This window comes from Candidatus Niyogibacteria bacterium CG10_big_fil_rev_8_21_14_0_10_46_36, from assembly GCA_002772995.1.
In the GTDB taxonomy this organism is placed as follows: domain Bacteria; phylum Patescibacteriota; class Minisyncoccia; order 1-14-0-10-42-19; family 1-14-0-10-42-19; genus 1-14-0-10-46-36.
Genome location: PFCO01000001.1, coordinates 169020 through 187009, shown reverse-complemented (window position 1 = coordinate 187009; position 17990 = coordinate 169020). Strand labels below are relative to the sequence as shown.

16 protein-coding genes are annotated in these 17990 nt (G+C 46.2%); 13 read left to right on the top strand and 3 right to left on the bottom strand.

The window, feature by feature from the left end:
* The 6 genes from COU47_00990 to COU47_00965 are packed head-to-tail and all read left to right on the top strand — an operon-like array spanning window position 1 to window position 7818.
* A complete protein-coding gene (locus tag COU47_00990; GenBank protein ID PIR69993.1) occupies window positions 1–582 on the top strand; it encodes a hypothetical protein in 582 nt (193 codons plus the stop codon).
* 47 nt (window positions 583–629) lie between these two features.
* Window positions 630–2573: a hypothetical protein gene (locus tag COU47_00985; GenBank protein ID PIR69992.1), complete on the top strand. Its 1944-nt coding sequence runs from the start codon at window positions 630–632 to the stop codon at window positions 2571–2573.
* A gap of 30 nt (window positions 2574–2603) precedes the next feature.
* Window positions 2604–3911: a glycine--tRNA ligase gene (locus COU47_00980; protein ID PIR69991.1), complete on the top strand. Its 1308-nt coding sequence runs from the start codon at window positions 2604–2606 to the stop codon at window positions 3909–3911.
* Between the two features lie 2 nt (window positions 3912–3913).
* Entirely contained in the window at window positions 3914–5209 is a 1296-nt protein-coding gene (locus COU47_00975) for a hypothetical protein (protein ID PIR69990.1), read from the top strand.
* A 5-nt stretch (window positions 5210–5214) separates the two neighbouring features.
* Complete coding sequence (locus COU47_00970; GenBank protein PIR69989.1) at window positions 5215–6249, top strand: hypothetical protein; 1035 nt, start codon at window positions 5215–5217, stop codon at window positions 6247–6249.
* Window positions 6250–6252: 3 nt separating this feature from the next.
* Entirely contained in the window at window positions 6253–7818 is a 1566-nt protein-coding gene (locus COU47_00965; GenBank protein ID PIR69988.1) for a methionine--tRNA ligase, read from the top strand.
* A 30-nt stretch (window positions 7819–7848) separates the two neighbouring features.
* Here the strand turns inward: COU47_00965 and COU47_00960 are convergent, their stop codons facing one another.
* Entirely contained in the window at window positions 7849–8085 is a 237-nt protein-coding gene (locus COU47_00960; GenBank protein ID PIR69987.1) for a hypothetical protein, read from the bottom strand.
* A gap of 85 nt (window positions 8086–8170) precedes the next feature.
* Here COU47_00960 and COU47_00955 point away from each other — a divergent pair, with 85 nt between their 5' ends.
* From COU47_00955 to COU47_00925, 7 genes are all read left to right on the top strand, one after another.
* Window positions 8171–8998, top strand: coding sequence for a hydrolase TatD (locus COU47_00955; protein PIR70014.1), 828 nt, complete (start codon window positions 8171–8173; stop codon window positions 8996–8998).
* Between the two features lie 141 nt (window positions 8999–9139).
* Window positions 9140–10393, top strand: coding sequence for a hypothetical protein (locus tag COU47_00950; protein ID PIR69986.1), 1254 nt, complete (start codon window positions 9140–9142; stop codon window positions 10391–10393).
* On the top strand, window positions 10394–12055 hold the full coding sequence (locus tag COU47_00945) for a hypothetical protein (GenBank protein ID PIR69985.1): 1662 nt from the start codon (window positions 10394–10396) through the stop codon (window positions 12053–12055). It begins immediately after the preceding gene.
* A 73-nt stretch (window positions 12056–12128) separates the two neighbouring features.
* Complete coding sequence (locus COU47_00940) at window positions 12129–13346, top strand: hypothetical protein (protein ID PIR69984.1); 1218 nt, start codon at window positions 12129–12131, stop codon at window positions 13344–13346.
* Window positions 13343–14713 carry a hypothetical protein gene (locus tag COU47_00935; protein ID PIR69983.1) on the top strand — a complete coding sequence of 457 codons (1371 nt, stop codon included), beginning with the start codon at window positions 13343–13345 and terminating at the stop codon, window positions 14711–14713. Before COU47_00940 ends, COU47_00935 begins: the two co-directional genes overlap by 4 nt.
* Window positions 14706–15371 carry a hypothetical protein gene (locus COU47_00930; protein PIR69982.1) on the top strand — a complete coding sequence of 222 codons (666 nt, stop codon included), beginning with the start codon at window positions 14706–14708 and terminating at the stop codon, window positions 15369–15371. The genes COU47_00935 and COU47_00930 overlap by 8 nt, the downstream gene beginning before the upstream one ends.
* The gene (locus tag COU47_00925) at window positions 15359–16141 is read left to right on the top strand and encodes a hypothetical protein (GenBank protein PIR69981.1); all 783 of its coding nucleotides are present in this window, start codon (window positions 15359–15361) and stop codon (window positions 16139–16141) included. The genes COU47_00930 and COU47_00925 overlap by 13 nt, the downstream gene beginning before the upstream one ends.
* On the opposite strand, the gene COU47_00920 is transcribed toward COU47_00925, so the two are convergent.
* Window positions 16138–16854 (bottom strand): N-acylneuraminate cytidylyltransferase, encoded by a 717-nt coding sequence (locus COU47_00920; protein ID PIR69980.1) that lies wholly within the window; start codon window positions 16852–16854, stop codon window positions 16138–16140. The two genes, COU47_00925 and COU47_00920, sit on opposite strands and share 4 nt — an antisense overlap.
* On the bottom strand, window positions 16851–17987 hold the full coding sequence (locus COU47_00915) for a hypothetical protein (GenBank protein PIR69979.1): 1137 nt from the start codon (window positions 17985–17987) through the stop codon (window positions 16851–16853). Before COU47_00915 ends, COU47_00920 begins: the two co-directional genes overlap by 4 nt.
* Between the last annotated feature and the right edge of the window lie 3 nt (window positions 17988–17990).

The following is a 17990-nucleotide window of genomic DNA, read 5'->3' as shown; positions in this document are numbered from 1 at the left end:
ATGTCGGCTTTGATATACCATACTGATAGCATTGTGCTTGATGCATTTGATATCGGGGAGACTGATCGGATGTATGTGTTATTCACAAAAGAATTCGGACTTGTGCGCGTGTTTGCGAAAAGCGTACGGGCGCAATCCTCAAAGCTCAAAAGTCATCTGCAGTTATTTTCTTATAGCCGGGTATCATTTGTACTCGGAAGAGCTTTCCCGCGGCTGATTGATGCCGAGGAAAAGCACGCATATTCATTTTCGGAGGAAGCGTTTTTTATGGCGGGACGCATGGGCAGGTTTCTGTTGCGGGTTATACAAGGAGAAGAGCGCGATATGCGCATATGGGAAGCATTACTTTCTGCGTTCCATTTTTTGCAGGGAACGAATGTGGGCAACGAACACGGCGTGCCGGTGTCTATTGAACTGCTCTTCCAGGCGCGCATGCTTTATTATCTCGGCTATGTCGACGAGCAAGAAGAACATATCCGCCGGCTGCTGCGTGCAGACAATTGGAATGTTCCGTTCACCGGGAACGAAGAGAATATTTTGCAAACAGTGTGCAGTAAGGGCATTCGTGCAAGCCATCTGTAGCGAGATACCGCGTTCGTGCAAATTTTTATATACTATATATGTAAGCTATGAATGAAGAACTTGACGGCAATAATTCAGACTATGTTCCCGGCGATTCTATTGAGCGGCTGCGCAAGCGTATTTATGGCAGGGGAGAATCATACGGACAGGAGCGCATACAGCGCCCGGAATTGGCTCCGTTGCATGACCGGGCTCCGCACGATTGGAAGGATATAAAAGAAGAAGAAATGGCAAAGCAAAAAAAACATCTGCCCAAAAAAATGTCTTATCTCAAACTCTTCCTTATCGGGAGCGGCGTTCTTGCGTTGGTTACTATGGGCGTTGCGGCGTGGGTTGTTTTATCCGGTGGTGGCGGCGTTTCTCTTGAGGGTGCCGAAATATCCGTTGATGCGCCGCGCGAGATTGCCGGAGGGGATTTTGTTGCGTGGGAAGTGCATGTGCGCAACCAAACAGAAAGCGCGCTCGAAGTCGCTGACCTCATATTTGAATATCCTGATGGCGCCCGCCCGGTGACTGAAGAAGACCGCAAAACGCTCCGGCGCCGGATATCACTCGGACCGCTTCGTCCGGGAGAAGAAGTCACAAAGACATTTGAAGCATTTCTTTTCGGAGAAGAGGACAGTATCAAAACTGCGCGTGCGACGCTTGAATACCGCGCTGCCGGATCCAATGTTATTCTGGCGAACGAATCCGAAGGACAGACGCGGATAACTCAATCACCGCTCTCAGTTTTTTTGACCGCTCCCGAAATAATTAATTCCGGAGATGAGGCGGAATTTACTGTAGAGATATCTTCGCAAGCCGATGATGTGCTAGAAAACGCAACGCTTGTGCTCCAGTATCCGGAGGGGTTTTCATTTCGTACCGCAGACCCAGTGCCGTCATTTGGAGACAATCGGTGGGCACTTGGCACCATTGAGCGCGGGGAATCTATGAAAATTACATTCCGCGGCGCTGTCACTGGAAGTGAGCTTGATGCTAAATTATTCCGCGCGGAAATAGGTCAGGAAGAAAATAGCATTCTTACCGTGCTTTACGGCGTTGATAGCGTGTCAGTCACGGTTGCAAAATCATTTCTTGATTTTTTGTATGTTATAAACGATGGCAGTCCGATTGTGCTTGCACCTGACAGTTTTGTTGATGTGCAAATACGCTGGAAGAATAATTTATCGGTACCGGTTGAAAATGCCATATTCCGCCTTCGCTTCGAAGGAAAGGGATATCAAGAAGCATCGGTTATTGTTCCAAACGGAACATACCGCGGCACCGACCAGACAATAACATGGAATGCGTCTTCGTATGCGCCATTTGCGTTCCTTGAGCCCGGTGAAGAGGGGGCATTTAATTTCCGTTTCCGTACTCCGCAGTCGTTCCCAATCCATTCAACTGCTGATGCGAACTTTTTCGTACGGTTTGAGGGAACATTTGAGGCATTGCAGCGCCCGCCGGGTTTTGAGAATATAGATATCGCAACGACTAAGCAGCATGAAATAAAAATAAGTACGGACTTGCAGTTGGTGCGCAAAGCCTTGTACCACGACACAGTATTGCCGGGTTCCGGTCCGTTGCCGCCAGAAGTAGGAACAGAGACAATATACACTGTCATTTGGTCGCTTATAAATTCATCAAACGATATTAATAATCTTACAGTCAAAGCATCACTTCCTTCCTATGTGATATGGAAGGGGCTTGTTTCACCACAGGGCTCCGGTGTGTCTTATAATTCGCTAACGGGAGAGGTGATATGGGCCGTGGGGACGCTTCCGCAGGGCACGGGCATTATCCGTCCGGTCCGTGAAATACGGTTCCAGATTGGGTACATTCCTGCGCCGGGCGATGTTGGCGCGCGTCCCATTATTGTGTCTGAAGTTATAGCGGAGGGAACAGATGCGTTCACTCAAGTTCCTATACGCGAAACAGCACCCGCACAAAATACAGAGCTTCGCTCTGATTCGCAGACGGGGCAAGACGACTGGAAAGTAGCGCCATAGCGCCAAATCTTGTATTATGGCGGGAAAGGTATGGATCAGGAAAAGATGGAAAATATCATACGGTTCTCTAAACGACGGGGATTTATATTCCCCGGTTCTTCGCTGTACGGCGGGCTTGCAGGCACCTGGGACTACGGTCCGCTCGGGTTCCGCCTGAAAGAAAATATCCGAAGGGCGTGGCTTTCTTTTTTTGTTGATAGCCGCGACGATGTGCATGCGATAGATGCCCCTATTTTGTTGCACCCGAAAGTATGGGAAACATCAGGCCATCTCAAAGAATTTACGGACCCACTGGTTGATTGCAAGCATTGCAAGGGACGGTTCCGCGCAGACCATATAGAGGGTACGGCATGCCCAGAGTGTGGCAAGGAAGAGCTAACCGAAGCGCGCCCCTTTAATATGTTGTTTAAGACATGGATAGGGCCGCTTGAAGAAAAATCATCTGAAGCATACTTGCGTCCTGAAAACGCGCAAGGCATTTTTATTAACTTTAAAAATGTCATGGATACGCTTCACCCGAAGTTGCCGTTCGGTATCGCGCAAGTGGGCAAAGTGTTCCGGAACGAGATATCGCCCGGCGAATTCTTATTCCGCACGCGCGAATTTGAGCTTATGGAATTTGAATATTTTGTACATGAAAAAGGATGGAAGAAGGCATTTGAATATTGGTCTGAAGAAATGATGAAATGGACGGATATCCTCGGCTTGTCGCGGAAAAAACTGCACGCGAATGATTTGCCTGACGGAGAGCGCGCGCATTATTCATCGCGCACGATTGATTTTGAATACGAATACCCGTTCGGCGTAAAAGAACTTATGGCGATAGCGTACCGCGGGGATTATGATATGAATCTCCACATGGAGGGGAGCAGCACGGACATCCGTTATTTTGATGAGGAGACAAAAACGCATGAGCTGCCGCATGTAGTAGAGCCGACATTCGGGCTTGATCGCGCGTTTCTCGCGGTGCTCGCAGAATCATATGCTGAAGAGCAAGTGAAAGAAAAAGATGTCCGCACCGTTCTTAAGCTTCCCAAAAAACTCGCACCATATCAGGTTGCAATATTCCCGCTTGTTTCTAATAAAGAGAACATCGTAAAAAAGGCAAGGGATGTGTACGAGGGGCTGCGGAAGGATATGTCTGCTGCGTGGGATGATATCGGCAATATAGGCAAACGGTATCGGAGACAGGACGAAATAGGAACGCCGTGGTGTATTACAGTTGATTACGATACGCTTGAAGACGGCACGGTGACAGTACGCGACCGGGACACTATGGAGCAGGAACGGATACCCGCTGATGCTATTGCTTCATATATCAAAGAAAAGCTCGGATAATTATGAAAAAGAAAAAATCATTTTTTAAAAAAACGCTCCCCAACGGTCTTCGTGTTATTGTAGCCCCCATGAAAGCGACACAGGCGGTAACATTGCTGGTGCTCGTAAAGACCGGATCTAAGTACGAAACCCTCCGCACAAACGGCGTTTCGCATTATTTGGAGCACCTATTCTTTAAGGGGACTACAAAGCGTCCCCGTCCCGAGCAGATTGCGCGGGAATTAGACCGGATGGGCGCGCAGTTTAATGCGTTTACGCTCAAAGAGACGACAGGATATTGGGTGAAGAGCGCCGCGAAGCATTTTGATACATCGCTTGATATTATCGCGGATATTTTGCTTGATCCGCTTTTTCAGAAGGAAGAAATAGAGAAAGAGCGCGGTGTTATTATCCAGGAGCTTTTAATGTACGAAGACATGCCTCAGCGGAAGGTCTTTGATGTATGGGAAGAGCTGCTCTACGGGAACCAGCCTTCTGGATGGCCAATCGGAGGAACCGCTGAAACTATGCGCGGCATTAAGCGCAACGATATTATAAAATACCGGGAAAGCCAGTATGTTGCGACAAACAGCGTTGTTGTTGTTGCGGGGAATATTGATGGCGATACTGCATTCCGGAAAATACGAAAAGCATTTTTCACATTCAAGCGAGGGCGCCCGAGGGGGAAGGTCGCAGTCAAAGAACATCAGGTGCGTCCTGCGCAAAAAATATTTACGAAAAAAACGGAACAATCGCATCTTGTTGTGGGGGCGCGGGCGTATGATATGTACGACAGGCGGAAGTATGCGCTCGGTCTGTTGAGCGATATTTTGGGCGGCACAATGTCCTCCCGGCTTTTTGTTGAAATACGCGAACGGCTCGGCCTTGCCTATTATGTGCAATCCGGTGTTGAATCGTATACGGATTCCGGGTATATCCTTGCACGCGCAGGTGTTACGCACGGCTCGGTAAAGCTGGCTGCAGAAAAAATGCTCGAACAAATGTTTGACCTCAAGCTCTCCGGGCCGACCGATGAGGAGTTGGCATTTGCAAAAGACCATCTGCGCGGCTCGCTTGCGCTTTCGTTTGAATCATCTGATGACATCGCGCAATTTTATGCTGAGCGGGAGCTTTTTTATAAGGATATAAAACCCCCCGAAGAGCTCTTGCGGGAGTTTGAGAAAGTAACCAAGAATGATATTATAGAAGTAGCGCGCGATGTTTTTAATCCTAAAAAAATAAATTTCGCGCTCGTAGGGCCGCGGGCATCAGTGAATCTCTCAACGCTCATCAAGCATGCTTCGCGGTATAAAAAGTAGTTTGTATGGAGTCTCGCAAGCAGATAATTGAAGTAGGGAGCGGCACCATTTTGCGTGTCATTCTTTTTCTGTTACTTTTTGCTTTTTTGTATATCATCCGGAATATTCTTGCGATAGCAATTTTTTCCGTTGTTATCGCGTCGGCAGTTGAGCCTGCGGCAATATGGTTTTCAGACAGAAAGATACCTCGGGTTATCGGCGTACTTATTACATATATCCTTGCGGTTATAGTGCTTACTGCGGCATTTTCGCTCGTCGTGCCGCCGCTCTTCTCTGAATTCTCAAGCCTTGCAACGGATATTCCTACATTCATTCAAAATGTTACGGAGCCTACGGTGCTTGCCCAGTACTTTCCCTCATTGCCGTCTTCTATCGGAAGCATCCTCGGCTCAATCGGCAGAGAGCTCTCCCAGGCTATTTCCGGATTTTCGGGGGACTTTTTCCAAACTGTATCCGGGATATTCGGTGGCGCGCTTTCGTTGCTTGTAATCGTAGTTTTATCTTTTTACTTGTCCGTACAGGAAAATGGAATAGAAAATTTCCTTCGTATTATCACCCCGCTTAATTATGAAGATTATGTGCTGAATGTATGGAAGCGCTCAAAGCGAAAGATTGGGCGATGGATGCGGGGACAAATACTGCTGGGAGTACTTGTAGGCGTTATGAGCTTTTTGGGACTTGCTATTTTGCAGGTTGATTTTGCGCTTTCGCTTGCCATACTTGCGGGAGTATTTGAGCTTATCCCGATATTCGGGGCAACACTTGCTGCCGTCCCCGCGGTTATTCTCGCTTTTTTGCAGGAGCCAATCCTGGGGCTATTGGTGCTTGCGCTCTACATTATTATCCAGCAGATAGAGAACAATCTCGTCTATCCTATTGTTATGCGTAAGGCAATAGGGGTTCATCCGGCGCTTGTCATTTTGTCGATGATCATTGGCGCACAGTTAGGCGGTATTGCGGGAGTTCTTTTAGCAGTTCCCATTGTCGTTGTTATCGTGGAGATATCAAATGATATAATGGCAGAAAAGCATACTACGTAACGTATGGAAAAATTTTATGTTACAACGTCGCTTCCGTATGTGAACGCGCCGCCTCATATAGGATTTGCTCTTGAAGCGGTACAAACAGATGTCATTGCACGATGGAGACGCATCAAAGGAGATGATGTCTTTTTTTTGTCGGGCACGGATGAGCATGGGGCGAAAATAGCGCGAAGCGCTGAAAAGGAAGGGAAAACTCCGCAAGAACTAGTTGATGCAAATGCCGCCACGTTCAAAAAGCTATTAGAAGAGCTCTTCATATCGCATACGGATTTTATACGGACATCGGATACAAAGCGGCATTGGCCAGGTGCGCAAGTGCTCTGGAAAAAGATAGAAGCAAAAGGCGATCTCTATAAGGCGACGTATAAGGGGCTCTATTGCGTAGGACACGAAGCCTTTATCACCGAAAAGGATCTTATTGACGGCAAGTGCGTTGATCACAACCAGAAGCCTGAATTACTTGAAGAAGAAAATTACTATTTCAAACTTTCCCGTTATTCTAAAAAGATAAAAGAACTCATTGCAAAGGGAGAGCTTACGGTGTTTCCTGAATCGCGTAAAAACGAAATTATGGCGCTTTTGGATGATGGGCTCCAGGACATAAGCTTTTCGCGTCCCGCGAAAGATATTCCGTGGGGGGTGCCGGTCCCGGGAGATGACACGCAGACGATGTATGTGTGGTGTGACGCGCTTTCAAATTATATTTCAGCGCTCGGGTTTGGAAGCGAAGATGATGCGCATTTCCAGAAGTATTGGCCCGCGAACCTCCATGTTATTGGAAAGGATATTTTGCGATTTCATGCAGCAATTTGGACCGGAATGCTTTTATCCGCCGGTCTTTCGTTGCCGAAGGCCATCTTTGTGCACGGATTTATTACATCAGGGGGAAAAAAGATGTCGAAGACAATCGGTAATGTGATAGACCCCTTTGATATTATGCGTCGGTTTAGCGCAGATGCGCTCCGGTATTTTCTGCTCCGCGAGATAGAGCCGTTTGAGGATGGTGACTTTACAGAGGAGCGGTTTGTTGATGCGTATAATGCAAATCTTGCAAATGGGCTCGGCAATTATGTATCGCGTGTTGCAAAAATGATAACCCAATATTTCGGGGAAGATTTTAAAAAACCTGAAGGCGCTCTGTTGGACGCGGTGCCGCTCCAGGAATCTTCTGAACTTTTGCGCCAACATAAAGTGAACGGAGGGAATATAGAAACATTCAGCGTGCCGTTTTCCTTTGAGCAATATATCCGCCCGCAGTACCAAGAAGCACTTGATGCGTATCAATTTTCGCGGGCGCTTGATATCGCGTGGGGATTTTTAGGAGAGCTTGATAGGTTTATCCAGCATTATGAGCCGTTTAAGCTTATTAAGACCGACGCAGAGAAAACGCGGGCGGTATTATGGCACACAGTATATGGCGCGTTAGCATTTGCGGATATGGTGCGTCCGTTCTTGCCCGCGACATCTGAAAAGATATTTGCTATTTTTGGCGCAGCTCCCGAGGATTACAAAACAAGGGATGTATTCCGCGTGACGATGGGAGAAGGGCTCTTCCCGAGAAAATAAAAAACGGCCAGGAGAGCCGTTTTTTTTGCTTCAGATATTTTCAATGATAATTTTCGTGTCTTTCCTTTTGAGGATTTTTATTGTTTTTTCTTTGGGATCCGTAAAGATTTCAAGCAAAAATCCTTTTTCATTTTGGACTGCGAAAGAGGCTTTTTTGGGTTGGCGCATAGTAAGCAACACTCCTGTATCTGTATGTTCGCACTGGATATCGCCTGGGTGTGCCCATGTTGCGTACGATTCTTTACTGCCTCTCCCGCTTGTTGGCATTAGTTCTTTACCCATATAATCACATACCCCCGTTTAAAATCCTTGTTGATTCTAGTATAATGATTTTTGTATGTCAATTCCAAAGATGATTGATTCTCATACGCATATGCAGTTTGCTGCGTTTAAGGATGATGTGTCCGAGGTTATTTGGCGTGCGCGCGGAAAGGGAATATGGATAATAAATGTCGGTACCCAAAAAGACACATCAAAACAGGCAGTTGCGCTCGCGGAACAATACGAAGACGGGGTGTATGCAACCGTAGGGCTTCATCCGATTCATACCGATGCATCGTATCACGATCCGCAGGAATTAGGGGGAGGCGAAGGATTTACAAGTAGGGGAGAAGAATTCAGCGTTGAAGAATACACAGAACTTGCGCGCCACCCAAAGGTAGTAGCAATTGGCGAATGCGGCCTGGATTATTATCGGATTGAAGGCGATATAGACGCCATAAAAGAAAAACAAAAAAATATTTTCCGCAAACATATTGATATTGCGAAGGCCATTTCTAAGCCCCTTATGATTCATTGCCGTCCCTCAAAAAAGGACGACGCATACAGGGACATTATTGAAATACTCCGTGAAAAAAGCGCAACGAATGGCGTTGTTCATTTTTTTGTAGGTTCACGCGAGGTTGCCGATGAGTTTTTGTCGCTCGGATTTTCGTTTACATTCGGCGGCGTGATAACATTCGTGCACGATTACGATAAAGTTGCGCGTCATATCCCGCTTGACCGGATACTCTCCGAAACTGATGCGCCCTATGTGACTCCTGCACCCCACCGAGGCAAGCGGAATGAGCCGGCATATGTAGAAGAGGTTGTTAAAAAAATAGCGGAGCTCAAAGAAGTGTCGTTTGAAGGTGCGGCGCGACAAACGGTTTTGAATGCGAAAGAAAAATTCGGGGTATGATAGTGTGCTGAGTGCCAATAGCTTGAAGCCCTTAGGGGCTTTTCTTTTTGGGAAAAGTGTGGTACTGTTTGTGCAGTTTGCCTGGCACTTTTAATAAAAAGTGTTCCGGAGATACTTTGAAAACATTACAATAACCCGCCCTTGAAATACATGATTTTGCGGACAAGGAGGAATAGTATGAATGTATTAGAATGTATGGGCGTGGATCCAATGGATTGGTTTTTGGGCGACAAAGAAGTTGCCTCGCGCCTTATGCAGATGACGACGATTGTTTCCCAGACGAATGATGCGGGAGATATTCGGGACGCATTTTACGAAGTGCTTGAGCCTGTCCATGACAGGCTTCCGTGGACATTCGCGCCACTGTTTGCATCGGGTCGTTTGTCTTCCCGCATGCTTGCGCGTGAGCTTCACTGGGGGTTCCGGCTTTTTGCCGGCCGCTTTATTGGCGGGAATGATCTTTCGAGCATATCGCGGACAATACGCGGATACCATAAGAAGAAGATAAAAGTGAATCTGGATATTTTAGGAGACGCGGTGTTTTCCGAAACAGAAGCGCAGAAATATGTAGACGATTATTGCCGTTTGTTTTCTGGGCTTCCGAAATACGGAATTGACGCATCGTATGATGTCAGCGCGTCGGTAAAAATTTCAGCGGCGTATTCCCAGATTGATCCTCTTTCGCTTGAATATTCGGTTGATATGATATGCGACCGGCTTGAGCCATTCTTTGTGCTCGCACAGAAAACAGGATTCAATATATTCTTTGATGCGCTTGAACGGGATTACCGAGAGATACAGCTCCGCGTGTTTGAGCGGTACTATAAAAAGTACGGCGCAATCGCCCGGTGTGTATTGCAGTCATATACTACTGATTCGCTTGAGATAATCCATAGGCTCGCACGCTTGCATTACCGCTACGGAGATGAATTATGGGTCCGCTTAGTACTCGGTGCGTACCATTCATTTGAACAGTATCTGGCGGAATTACGCGGATGGCATGTTCCTGTCTGGACGGTGAAAGAAGACACGAATAGGAATTTTCGTGCCTGTTTCATTGAGGGTATTAGGCAAGGACTGCATATGGTGTCGGGGACTCATAATGTCGACCACATCCTTCATGCGCTTGTGCACGGTTCTTACGAAACCCAGCTTATCCGTGGAATGGGCGAGCCGTATGCAGAGCAGGCTCTTATTCCGAACGGGCTTCCGGTGCGTTTCTATGTGCCGGTTCTTTTAACAAGTAGCTTTGCGCAAGGTATAGGATTCTTGATCCGCCGCGTTGACGACAACACAGGCTCCGAAAGTTTCCTTGCACGTTTTCACGGCAAGAAAATGAAAAACGCTATAGATATCCTGCAAAAAGGAATCCAGGCGCTCCCCGGGAGGGAATAAATGAAATACAGAGAAGAACAATTCCGGAATGAGCCGCAAGAAGATTTTTCCAATCCCAAGGTGCATGCACGCATAGAAGAAGCGGTTCGCTATATTGATTCAAAAAGACTAGATATGCTGAAACCCTGCCCCATACTCATAGGAGGCAAGGAGTATTACACAAAAGAGTATATCGAAGTATACGACCCCGCGGATTGTTATAAGATATTCGGGAAAGTATGCAAAACAACACCTGAACTTCTGGCGCGCGCGTGTACCGTTGCCGAACAGGCATTCAGAAAGAGTCAGGAATTATTCTGGGATGATTTTGATGGATGGCTTCACAGAAGAAAACATGTGGTGAGAAATGCGGTATCTTTCATACGCGAAGAGCGCTATCACATAGCAACGATTATAGCGCATGAGGTTTCAAAATCGATCAAAGGAGCGCTCGGAGAGGTAGAAGAGGCGATTGATTTTGGCGAACTATACCTGCGGCATATTGATGATGTGTTTGTGCGGGTGTATTCGCGTCCGGATCTTGTGTCGGAGAAAAACATTCGCATTCCGCTCCCGAAAGGACCGATTGCGGCAATAAGCGTATGGAATTTTCCATTTTCGCTTAGTGTCGAAAAGATCTTTGCAGCATACTTGACCGGATGTCCCGTGCTGTTTAAGCCGGCAGAACAATCCCCAATAATAGGATATTACCTTGCGCGTCTCTTGCTTCGCGCAGGAATGGAGGCTGATTTTATCGCGTATCTTCCGGGGCACGGTGATACTGGTGAAGCGCTCGTGCGGCATCGTTTTGTTTCGGGTGTTTGCTTTACCGGTTCTATGAGCGTAGGACATAAGATAAATACTGCGGCTGCGTTATCCGTTGCGGATGATCCGTATGGGTATCCCTATGGCATAAAGCGGTTTGAGCCGGAGCTTGGCGCAAACAATCCGATGATCGTTACGCGAAGCGCAAACCTTGATGATGTTATTAAGGCTGTGTTGCGTTCAAAGTGGGAACAGCAAGGAGAAAAATGTTCCGCGTTGCAGCGTCTTATCATAGTTGCAGAACCCAAACACGAATTTTCCGTATCGGCAACATCGCGGATTATTGATGCCGCATCTTCTTTGGAATACGGCCATCCGGCGAATCGCAAGAAAAAATATAATTACAATGCGGTTATTGATAGAAATGCGTTTGACCGTATAAAGAAACGGATTGCTGACTGCGCGGAGATTAAACAGCCGCTTTTAGCAGTTGATCTCTCGCACATGGAAGAATGCGGATATTTTATCGGGCCGCAGATATTTGAGGGTATACCGCACGATTCGCCTTTGGTGGGTGAAGAAATATTCGGACCGGTTCTATTTATCTTTTTTGCAGGTACGCTCAAAGAAGCAATATTGCTTGCAAATGCATATCCGCATATCACCGCAGGGATTTATTCGCAAAGCGAAGAGGAAAAAAAACAATTTGTGCGCGGCATGGTTACTGGCGGCAAATCAGGGCTGATATATGTGAACCGCGAGATTATCGGTGCGGTGGCAGGACAGCATCAGTTTGGGCCGATGAATCAGTCGGGGAGCGGGTATAAGCTCGGCACAAAAGATCGCCTGCATTTTTTCATTAATGAGGCAGGCATATGTGAAAATTATATGTCCCAGGGCGTTCTTTTTACAGCGTAAAAACAAAGCCTCGTACAGGTCGTACGAGGCTTTTTTATTGCTATAATAGATATATTGAAATAGGCCAACATCTATGAAGGTAGCTATGATAGTGCGAAAATTGAATACACGCGGAGGTGTCCAGCGTCATGTCTTATATGTTGCGCGGGAGCTCAAAAAAGCAGGGCACGAAGTGGTGCTCTACACCTTTCTCTATTCAAAGGAAGATTGCTTTGCGGATTTGCTTGAGGGCATGGATGTGCGTTCGTTGGATTTTTTCCCTACGTACAAGCATCGGAGCGCGTGGAGCATAGTCAATATATTCCGCTCGTTCGGGCAGATGTTCCGTGAGAACGACGCATCAAAAGAACTCGCTGACCTTATTGATAAGGATACAGACATACTGAACCCGCATGACCATGTATGTTACCGTGTTGCGTACTATTTTAAGGAGCGCTCAAAAAATGTGCCTTCCGTATGGGTGATGCATGACATGCCGACAAAACAATTTATGATGCTCCGCGCACAAAAATTAGATTCGCAACTCCGCGTATCTCTTGTAAAGCGCGCGTTTTACCGGGTATATGATGCCTATGATGCTCATAAGTTTATTAAGGCGCAGAACGAGATTGCCGTGCTGGATGAGCGCGATAAGAAATGGGCAAAAAAATATTTTGGGAAAAACGCAACGATAATCCGGAACGGCGTTGATGCTAATTATTTTTCATACCAAGAGCGCATCCCGCCTACAAAAGAAACGGTGTCACTTTTTATGAACGGCATATTTTTTCCGCACCGGCGTTTCGAGGACGGCATATCTGCACTCGGTCTCTTAGTGCAGAGGGGATACAATGCGACGCTCACTATTTCCGGAAGCACAAAAAGCAATGAAAAATATTATGCATCGCTCGTAAGTCTTGTTGCTCGCTTAGGTCTGCAGAAGCGTGTGCGTTTTACGGGAGAGATATCCGAAGAAGATTTTTTGGCAGAATACCATAAGCATCATCTTTTCCTGTTTCCGAATCACATGCAAAGTTGGGGGCTGGCGGTGTTTGAGGCAATGTCTTGTGGGATGCCCGTTATTGTTTCGGATACCGCAGGGGCATCAGAAGTATTGACAGACAAGGAAAATGCTGTTTTATTTAGTGCAAAAGACGTCGGAGCTTTGGCGAAAAGCATAGAGATACTGGTTTCTGATTCACAGCTATACAATACTCTCCGAAAAAACGGCAGGTCGTTTGTTGAGAAAAAGCTTTCTTGGGCGCAAACCGCCGATGCCCTCATACGTCTTTTTGTAAAAGCGAGCGTATGAAAAAAACAATTTTTTTCAGTGTGTACGATGTGCACGTATTCCGAAACCTTTTTTTGCCTCCGGACAGTGTTGTCCGGAAACTTGTTTTGCGTGGAGACCATAATATTGTCATACTGCGGCGCTCTCAAGTATTGCCCGAATTTTTTTCTGCGGAAGAATTAAAAAATATGCCGCATGTAGTGATAGAGAATATATCTTATTTTCGTCCCAAAACGCGGCTTGAGCGCGCGTTTCATTTTTTCTATTCATATCTGGTATTTACTGGCACTACGAAATTGCTTGCTACTGTTGGCGACCGGCTGGATGCGCCTCCCGCCGGAGGGAACAGACACTTATGGGTTATAAAATGGGTTATAGCGCATACCTTTGGAAAATTTAACATAATAAAACGGAATGTAGTTCCGTGGCTCTATCAAAAGATTTTTACTGAGCGACCGTATAAAGCATTATTTGATACGCATAATCCTGATCTTGTGTTTTGCTCTGATATCGCGCATTTCCCCGATATAGAAATAGCGGCCGAAGCAAAACGCCGGAATATAAAAACAGCGGGGATGCCTTCAAAGTGGGACCATTTCAATAAATATTTTGTACCCGTGCAAACGGATGTTCTTGCGGTGCAGAACGAGCCAATGAAAAAAGAAGCAGTCAAATATGAGGGGTACAAGTCTTCGGAGGTTGATGTGGTTGGCTTTCCGCAATGGGATAATTATTACGGTATTGAGCGCCATGTAATACAGCGAGATGAATTCTTAAAGAAGATGGGCATGCCGGGAGACAGCAAAGTCATCCTTTTTGTATCGGGAAGCGTATATGCGGCTGACGAGCCGGATATTTTGCAAGCAATCTCCAACCAGATATCGAAAGGTTTTTTTGGACCTTCTGTGCGGCTATTGCTGCGTCCGTATCCGCAAACAAGCGAAAAGGCAAAGTATCTGCAATTCGAGCAAGATCAGAATGTTTTCATAAATTGGATAGACAATACAAATAGCATGGATAATTTTTTGCACTATGTGAATATGATGTACCACGCAGACGTAGTTATTTCCCTTTTTTCAACGACTGCAATAGAGGCGGCAATATTTGATAAGCCTGTGCTTACAATAGGATTTGACGGGTATAAAAAACGGCCGTATCACCAGTCTGTAAGGCGTTGGGAAGATCTTGCGCATTTTCGCCATGTGCTTGATACAGGGAGTGTAAAGGTGATTAAATCATTCCCCGAGTTATTCGCGCAGATAAGGGCATATCTGGATGACCCGGGGCAGGATAGAGAGCTTCGCAAGGATCTCGTGGACAAGATGTGTTACAAGATAGACGGAAGGTCATCAGAACGATTAGCCAATTTTATTCTTCAGAATGCCTAGTATGTCATTTTCAGAAAAAAATATTTATAAGCGAAATGCCGAAACATGGGAACATATGGCCATACATGGCATGCATCCGGACATACATCTCATAAAGGCGCAAAAAGCTTTATTTCCTGACGGTAAGGGCAAAAAACTTCTTTCTATTGGGTTTGGCGAAGGTCAGGATCTTTTACATTTTGCAAAGGAGGGGTTTATGTGTTCTGGCGTTGAACTTGCGGAAAACCGGATCGCGCACGCAAAAGAGCTTCTGGCAAAATCTGGGTTTAATGCGGAGTTTAAACGGGTTGATTCTCCCAGACTCCCGTTTGATGACAATACATTTGATGTGGTGGTTGCATGGCAGTCATTGTATTACAACTCACGCGAAACGCTCACCGAGTCGCTTGCCGAGGTGTTTCGCGTATTGAAATCGGGCGGGCAATTTTTATCATCCATGGTATCTACAAAGCATAATTTATGCGCAGAAGAGATAGCCCCGTCTTTATACCGGCCTTCGCGCACACCTTCGCAACAAGACGCTATTTTGTATTGTTTTGATAGCGAAGACGAGATACGAAACATATATGGGCAGTTTTCCGATATTAAGATAGGGCACTACGATACCTATTTATTCAAAACGCGCGATTTTCATTACGTTATTGCATGCAACAAATAGACGAGCAACAGCATAAACAAAGGCTCCTAGAATTATTGCCTCACTTTTCTCTTTGTGGTCTCCCGTATATCCGTACTGTGATGCATACGGTTACTGCGGGTGAGCTCGCGTCTCTGCAAAAGAAACATCACTACATATATCTTGTTTCGTATGTAAAATGCGCAGCACCCCGAGGCTGTACGCGTACCGAAAAGCATACAGCAGTCATTCCGCTTACAGATGCCCCCGATGCTATTCTTGCCCGGTTCAAAAAAAATACGCGCAATGAGATACGGAAAAGCGAGCACATTCCGGAACTCACATTTAGGGTAGATGACACCAACCGCCGCGAGTCATATGCCGTGTATGCTCACGCAAAGACTGTTGATGGCGCGCTTCTTTCCCTTAAACGGGAGTTTAGCCAATGCCTGCTGTCAAATGCCTATTGGAAGGGAAAAATGATTGTATCCATTGCTTCGTATCGTGCTGATGGCATTCTGCGTTTCAAGACGATAGCGTCTTTGCGCAAAGACGAAGACATGGATCCGCGCATCATTGGGTATGCTACCCGCCGTCTTGTGTGGGAGATATGTATGTACGGCAAAGAAAAAGGATACACGACGATTGATTTGGGAGGGATTAATTTTTCTCAAAACGCAAAAAAGGGGATTGCTCAATTCAAACAATCATTCGGGGGGGATGTTATTCCGGAGTACACATATCGTTATGAGAGCCGTATATTTTCTATATTGCGAAAGGTGCTTACGCTGTTCGGGAAAGAAATATTTTAACGCTTGCTTCGTCGATTTTTTATCAGAAGTTCGGCAATCTGAAAATCTAAAACGCTATCTATATTCACCGACTCTTCTTCTGTCATGATGTAGGGGCGGGAATCTTTTCCCTTAAAACTGTTTTGCCGCATCAGTACATTTCTTTTGCATGCGTATATCGCCCCGTTTCTCAAGTACACCGGAGGAAGGCTTTGGCGGGGCATATTCTCTTTTGTTTCTTTCCCAAAGTCTACGAGCCGCCCGCGCTTTATTGTTTTCATGCGGTAGGGGTGCTTGTCCCATACGCGGACAACGCTTATGACCGAATCAGCTTTCGTGCGGATGAGCTGCAGGAGACAAGCATCAATATGGCGGGTGGTGCGAAGCGGAGTGGTCGGCTGAAGCATAACAACATAATCGTATGTTGTGTTTTCTTGGCGTTCCATTTCTCGTACAGCATGCTGGATGGTAGGCACGGCAAGGGCGGTGTCTGTTGCGAGTGCTTTTGGGCGGACAAATGGCGCTTCAGCTCCGTATCTCTTTGCTGTGCGGATGATGCGCTTATCCTCAGAGGAAACAACTACTCTTGTAAGTAATTTGCTTTTCAGCGCTTCCGTTATGGAATAGGTGAGTAATGGTTTTCCCGCAAGGGGTTTTATGTTTTTCCGGGGTATGGATTTTGATCCACCTCGGGCCGGGATTACGGCGAGAATGGCGTATTTCTTTTTTCTCATAGTGATAAGTGATTTTTTGCAAAATGTTCCGCTATTTTTTTTGCAGCATAGTGTGTGCCGTTTGTTGTTCCGAATGTGTCCAAAATCTTTGCGTTGTACGATTTTATTGTAGCACGAAGCGTTTCAGTAGTTTTAATAAGGGAATCGATATGCTGGCCTTCGTATGGGATTCCCAACCCCAATGTTTTGACGCATATATTATTAAAGTATATTTCGGGATCGTCTGTGTGTTTCCATTGCGGATACACCAACGGGGTGCCGGAAAGGTGGGAGAGCCATACCGAGCTCCAGCCCGTGCGCGCAAATTGGAATAGTATGTTCCCGCTAAACATAACGGAAGACGGAGTTTTTGTTCCTTGGGGGAGCGTCGTTGTGTCATTCGTATAGATGTGGGTCTCCATCTCTAACGCAGCCTTGTAGAGTCCTGCAAGGCCTGGGATGCCTGTAACATTCACGAATATGCCTTTTTCAACGGGCGCTTCGGTATGTGTATAAGGCGATATCAATGGGGGAGAAAGAATTTCGTCAGCGTATTTTTTTGAATAGTGTTTCCATGAAAATGTTCCGGGCGTTGAGATAATGTGCATCAAGTGCTCTTTTTCAATGGAGGACGCATATTCGGCGGCATGAAGAAGCGTTTCTTTGCGTATTGCTATATCGGTATTATCTATGGAGCGCTCATAAATATCTGACAGGTAACCGAATGAGGCAAAGTACGAGGGAGCGATATTGATACGGACCCTTGGGGAGCGTTGCAAAATCATTGCAATACGGTTGCCGTATGTATCTTGTATGTGTTTCTCTAGCTTTTTTGATGCGTCTTCAGCATTTTTTGCCCACGCGTTTAGATGCGTTTCGTATGTATCGGTGCCGATATAAAAAGTTTTTTTGAGATGCGAGCCGAATGTTTCATCAAGAATTATCTCTTTTGGGTGCTTGGCAAAGAGCAAAGAAAACTCTTCCTGCATAATGCGTTTTTGTTTTTCTCCATAGATAAGGGGGACGACAATAGAAGAACGCGGATGCCCAAGGCGCTCCAGTTCGTCGTTTACCGCGAGTGCGAGTTCCGTGGTGCGCACATAAGGGCCCGTGCCATATGCAAAGTTGGTGATGATGTATGAATGAGGCGCCATATA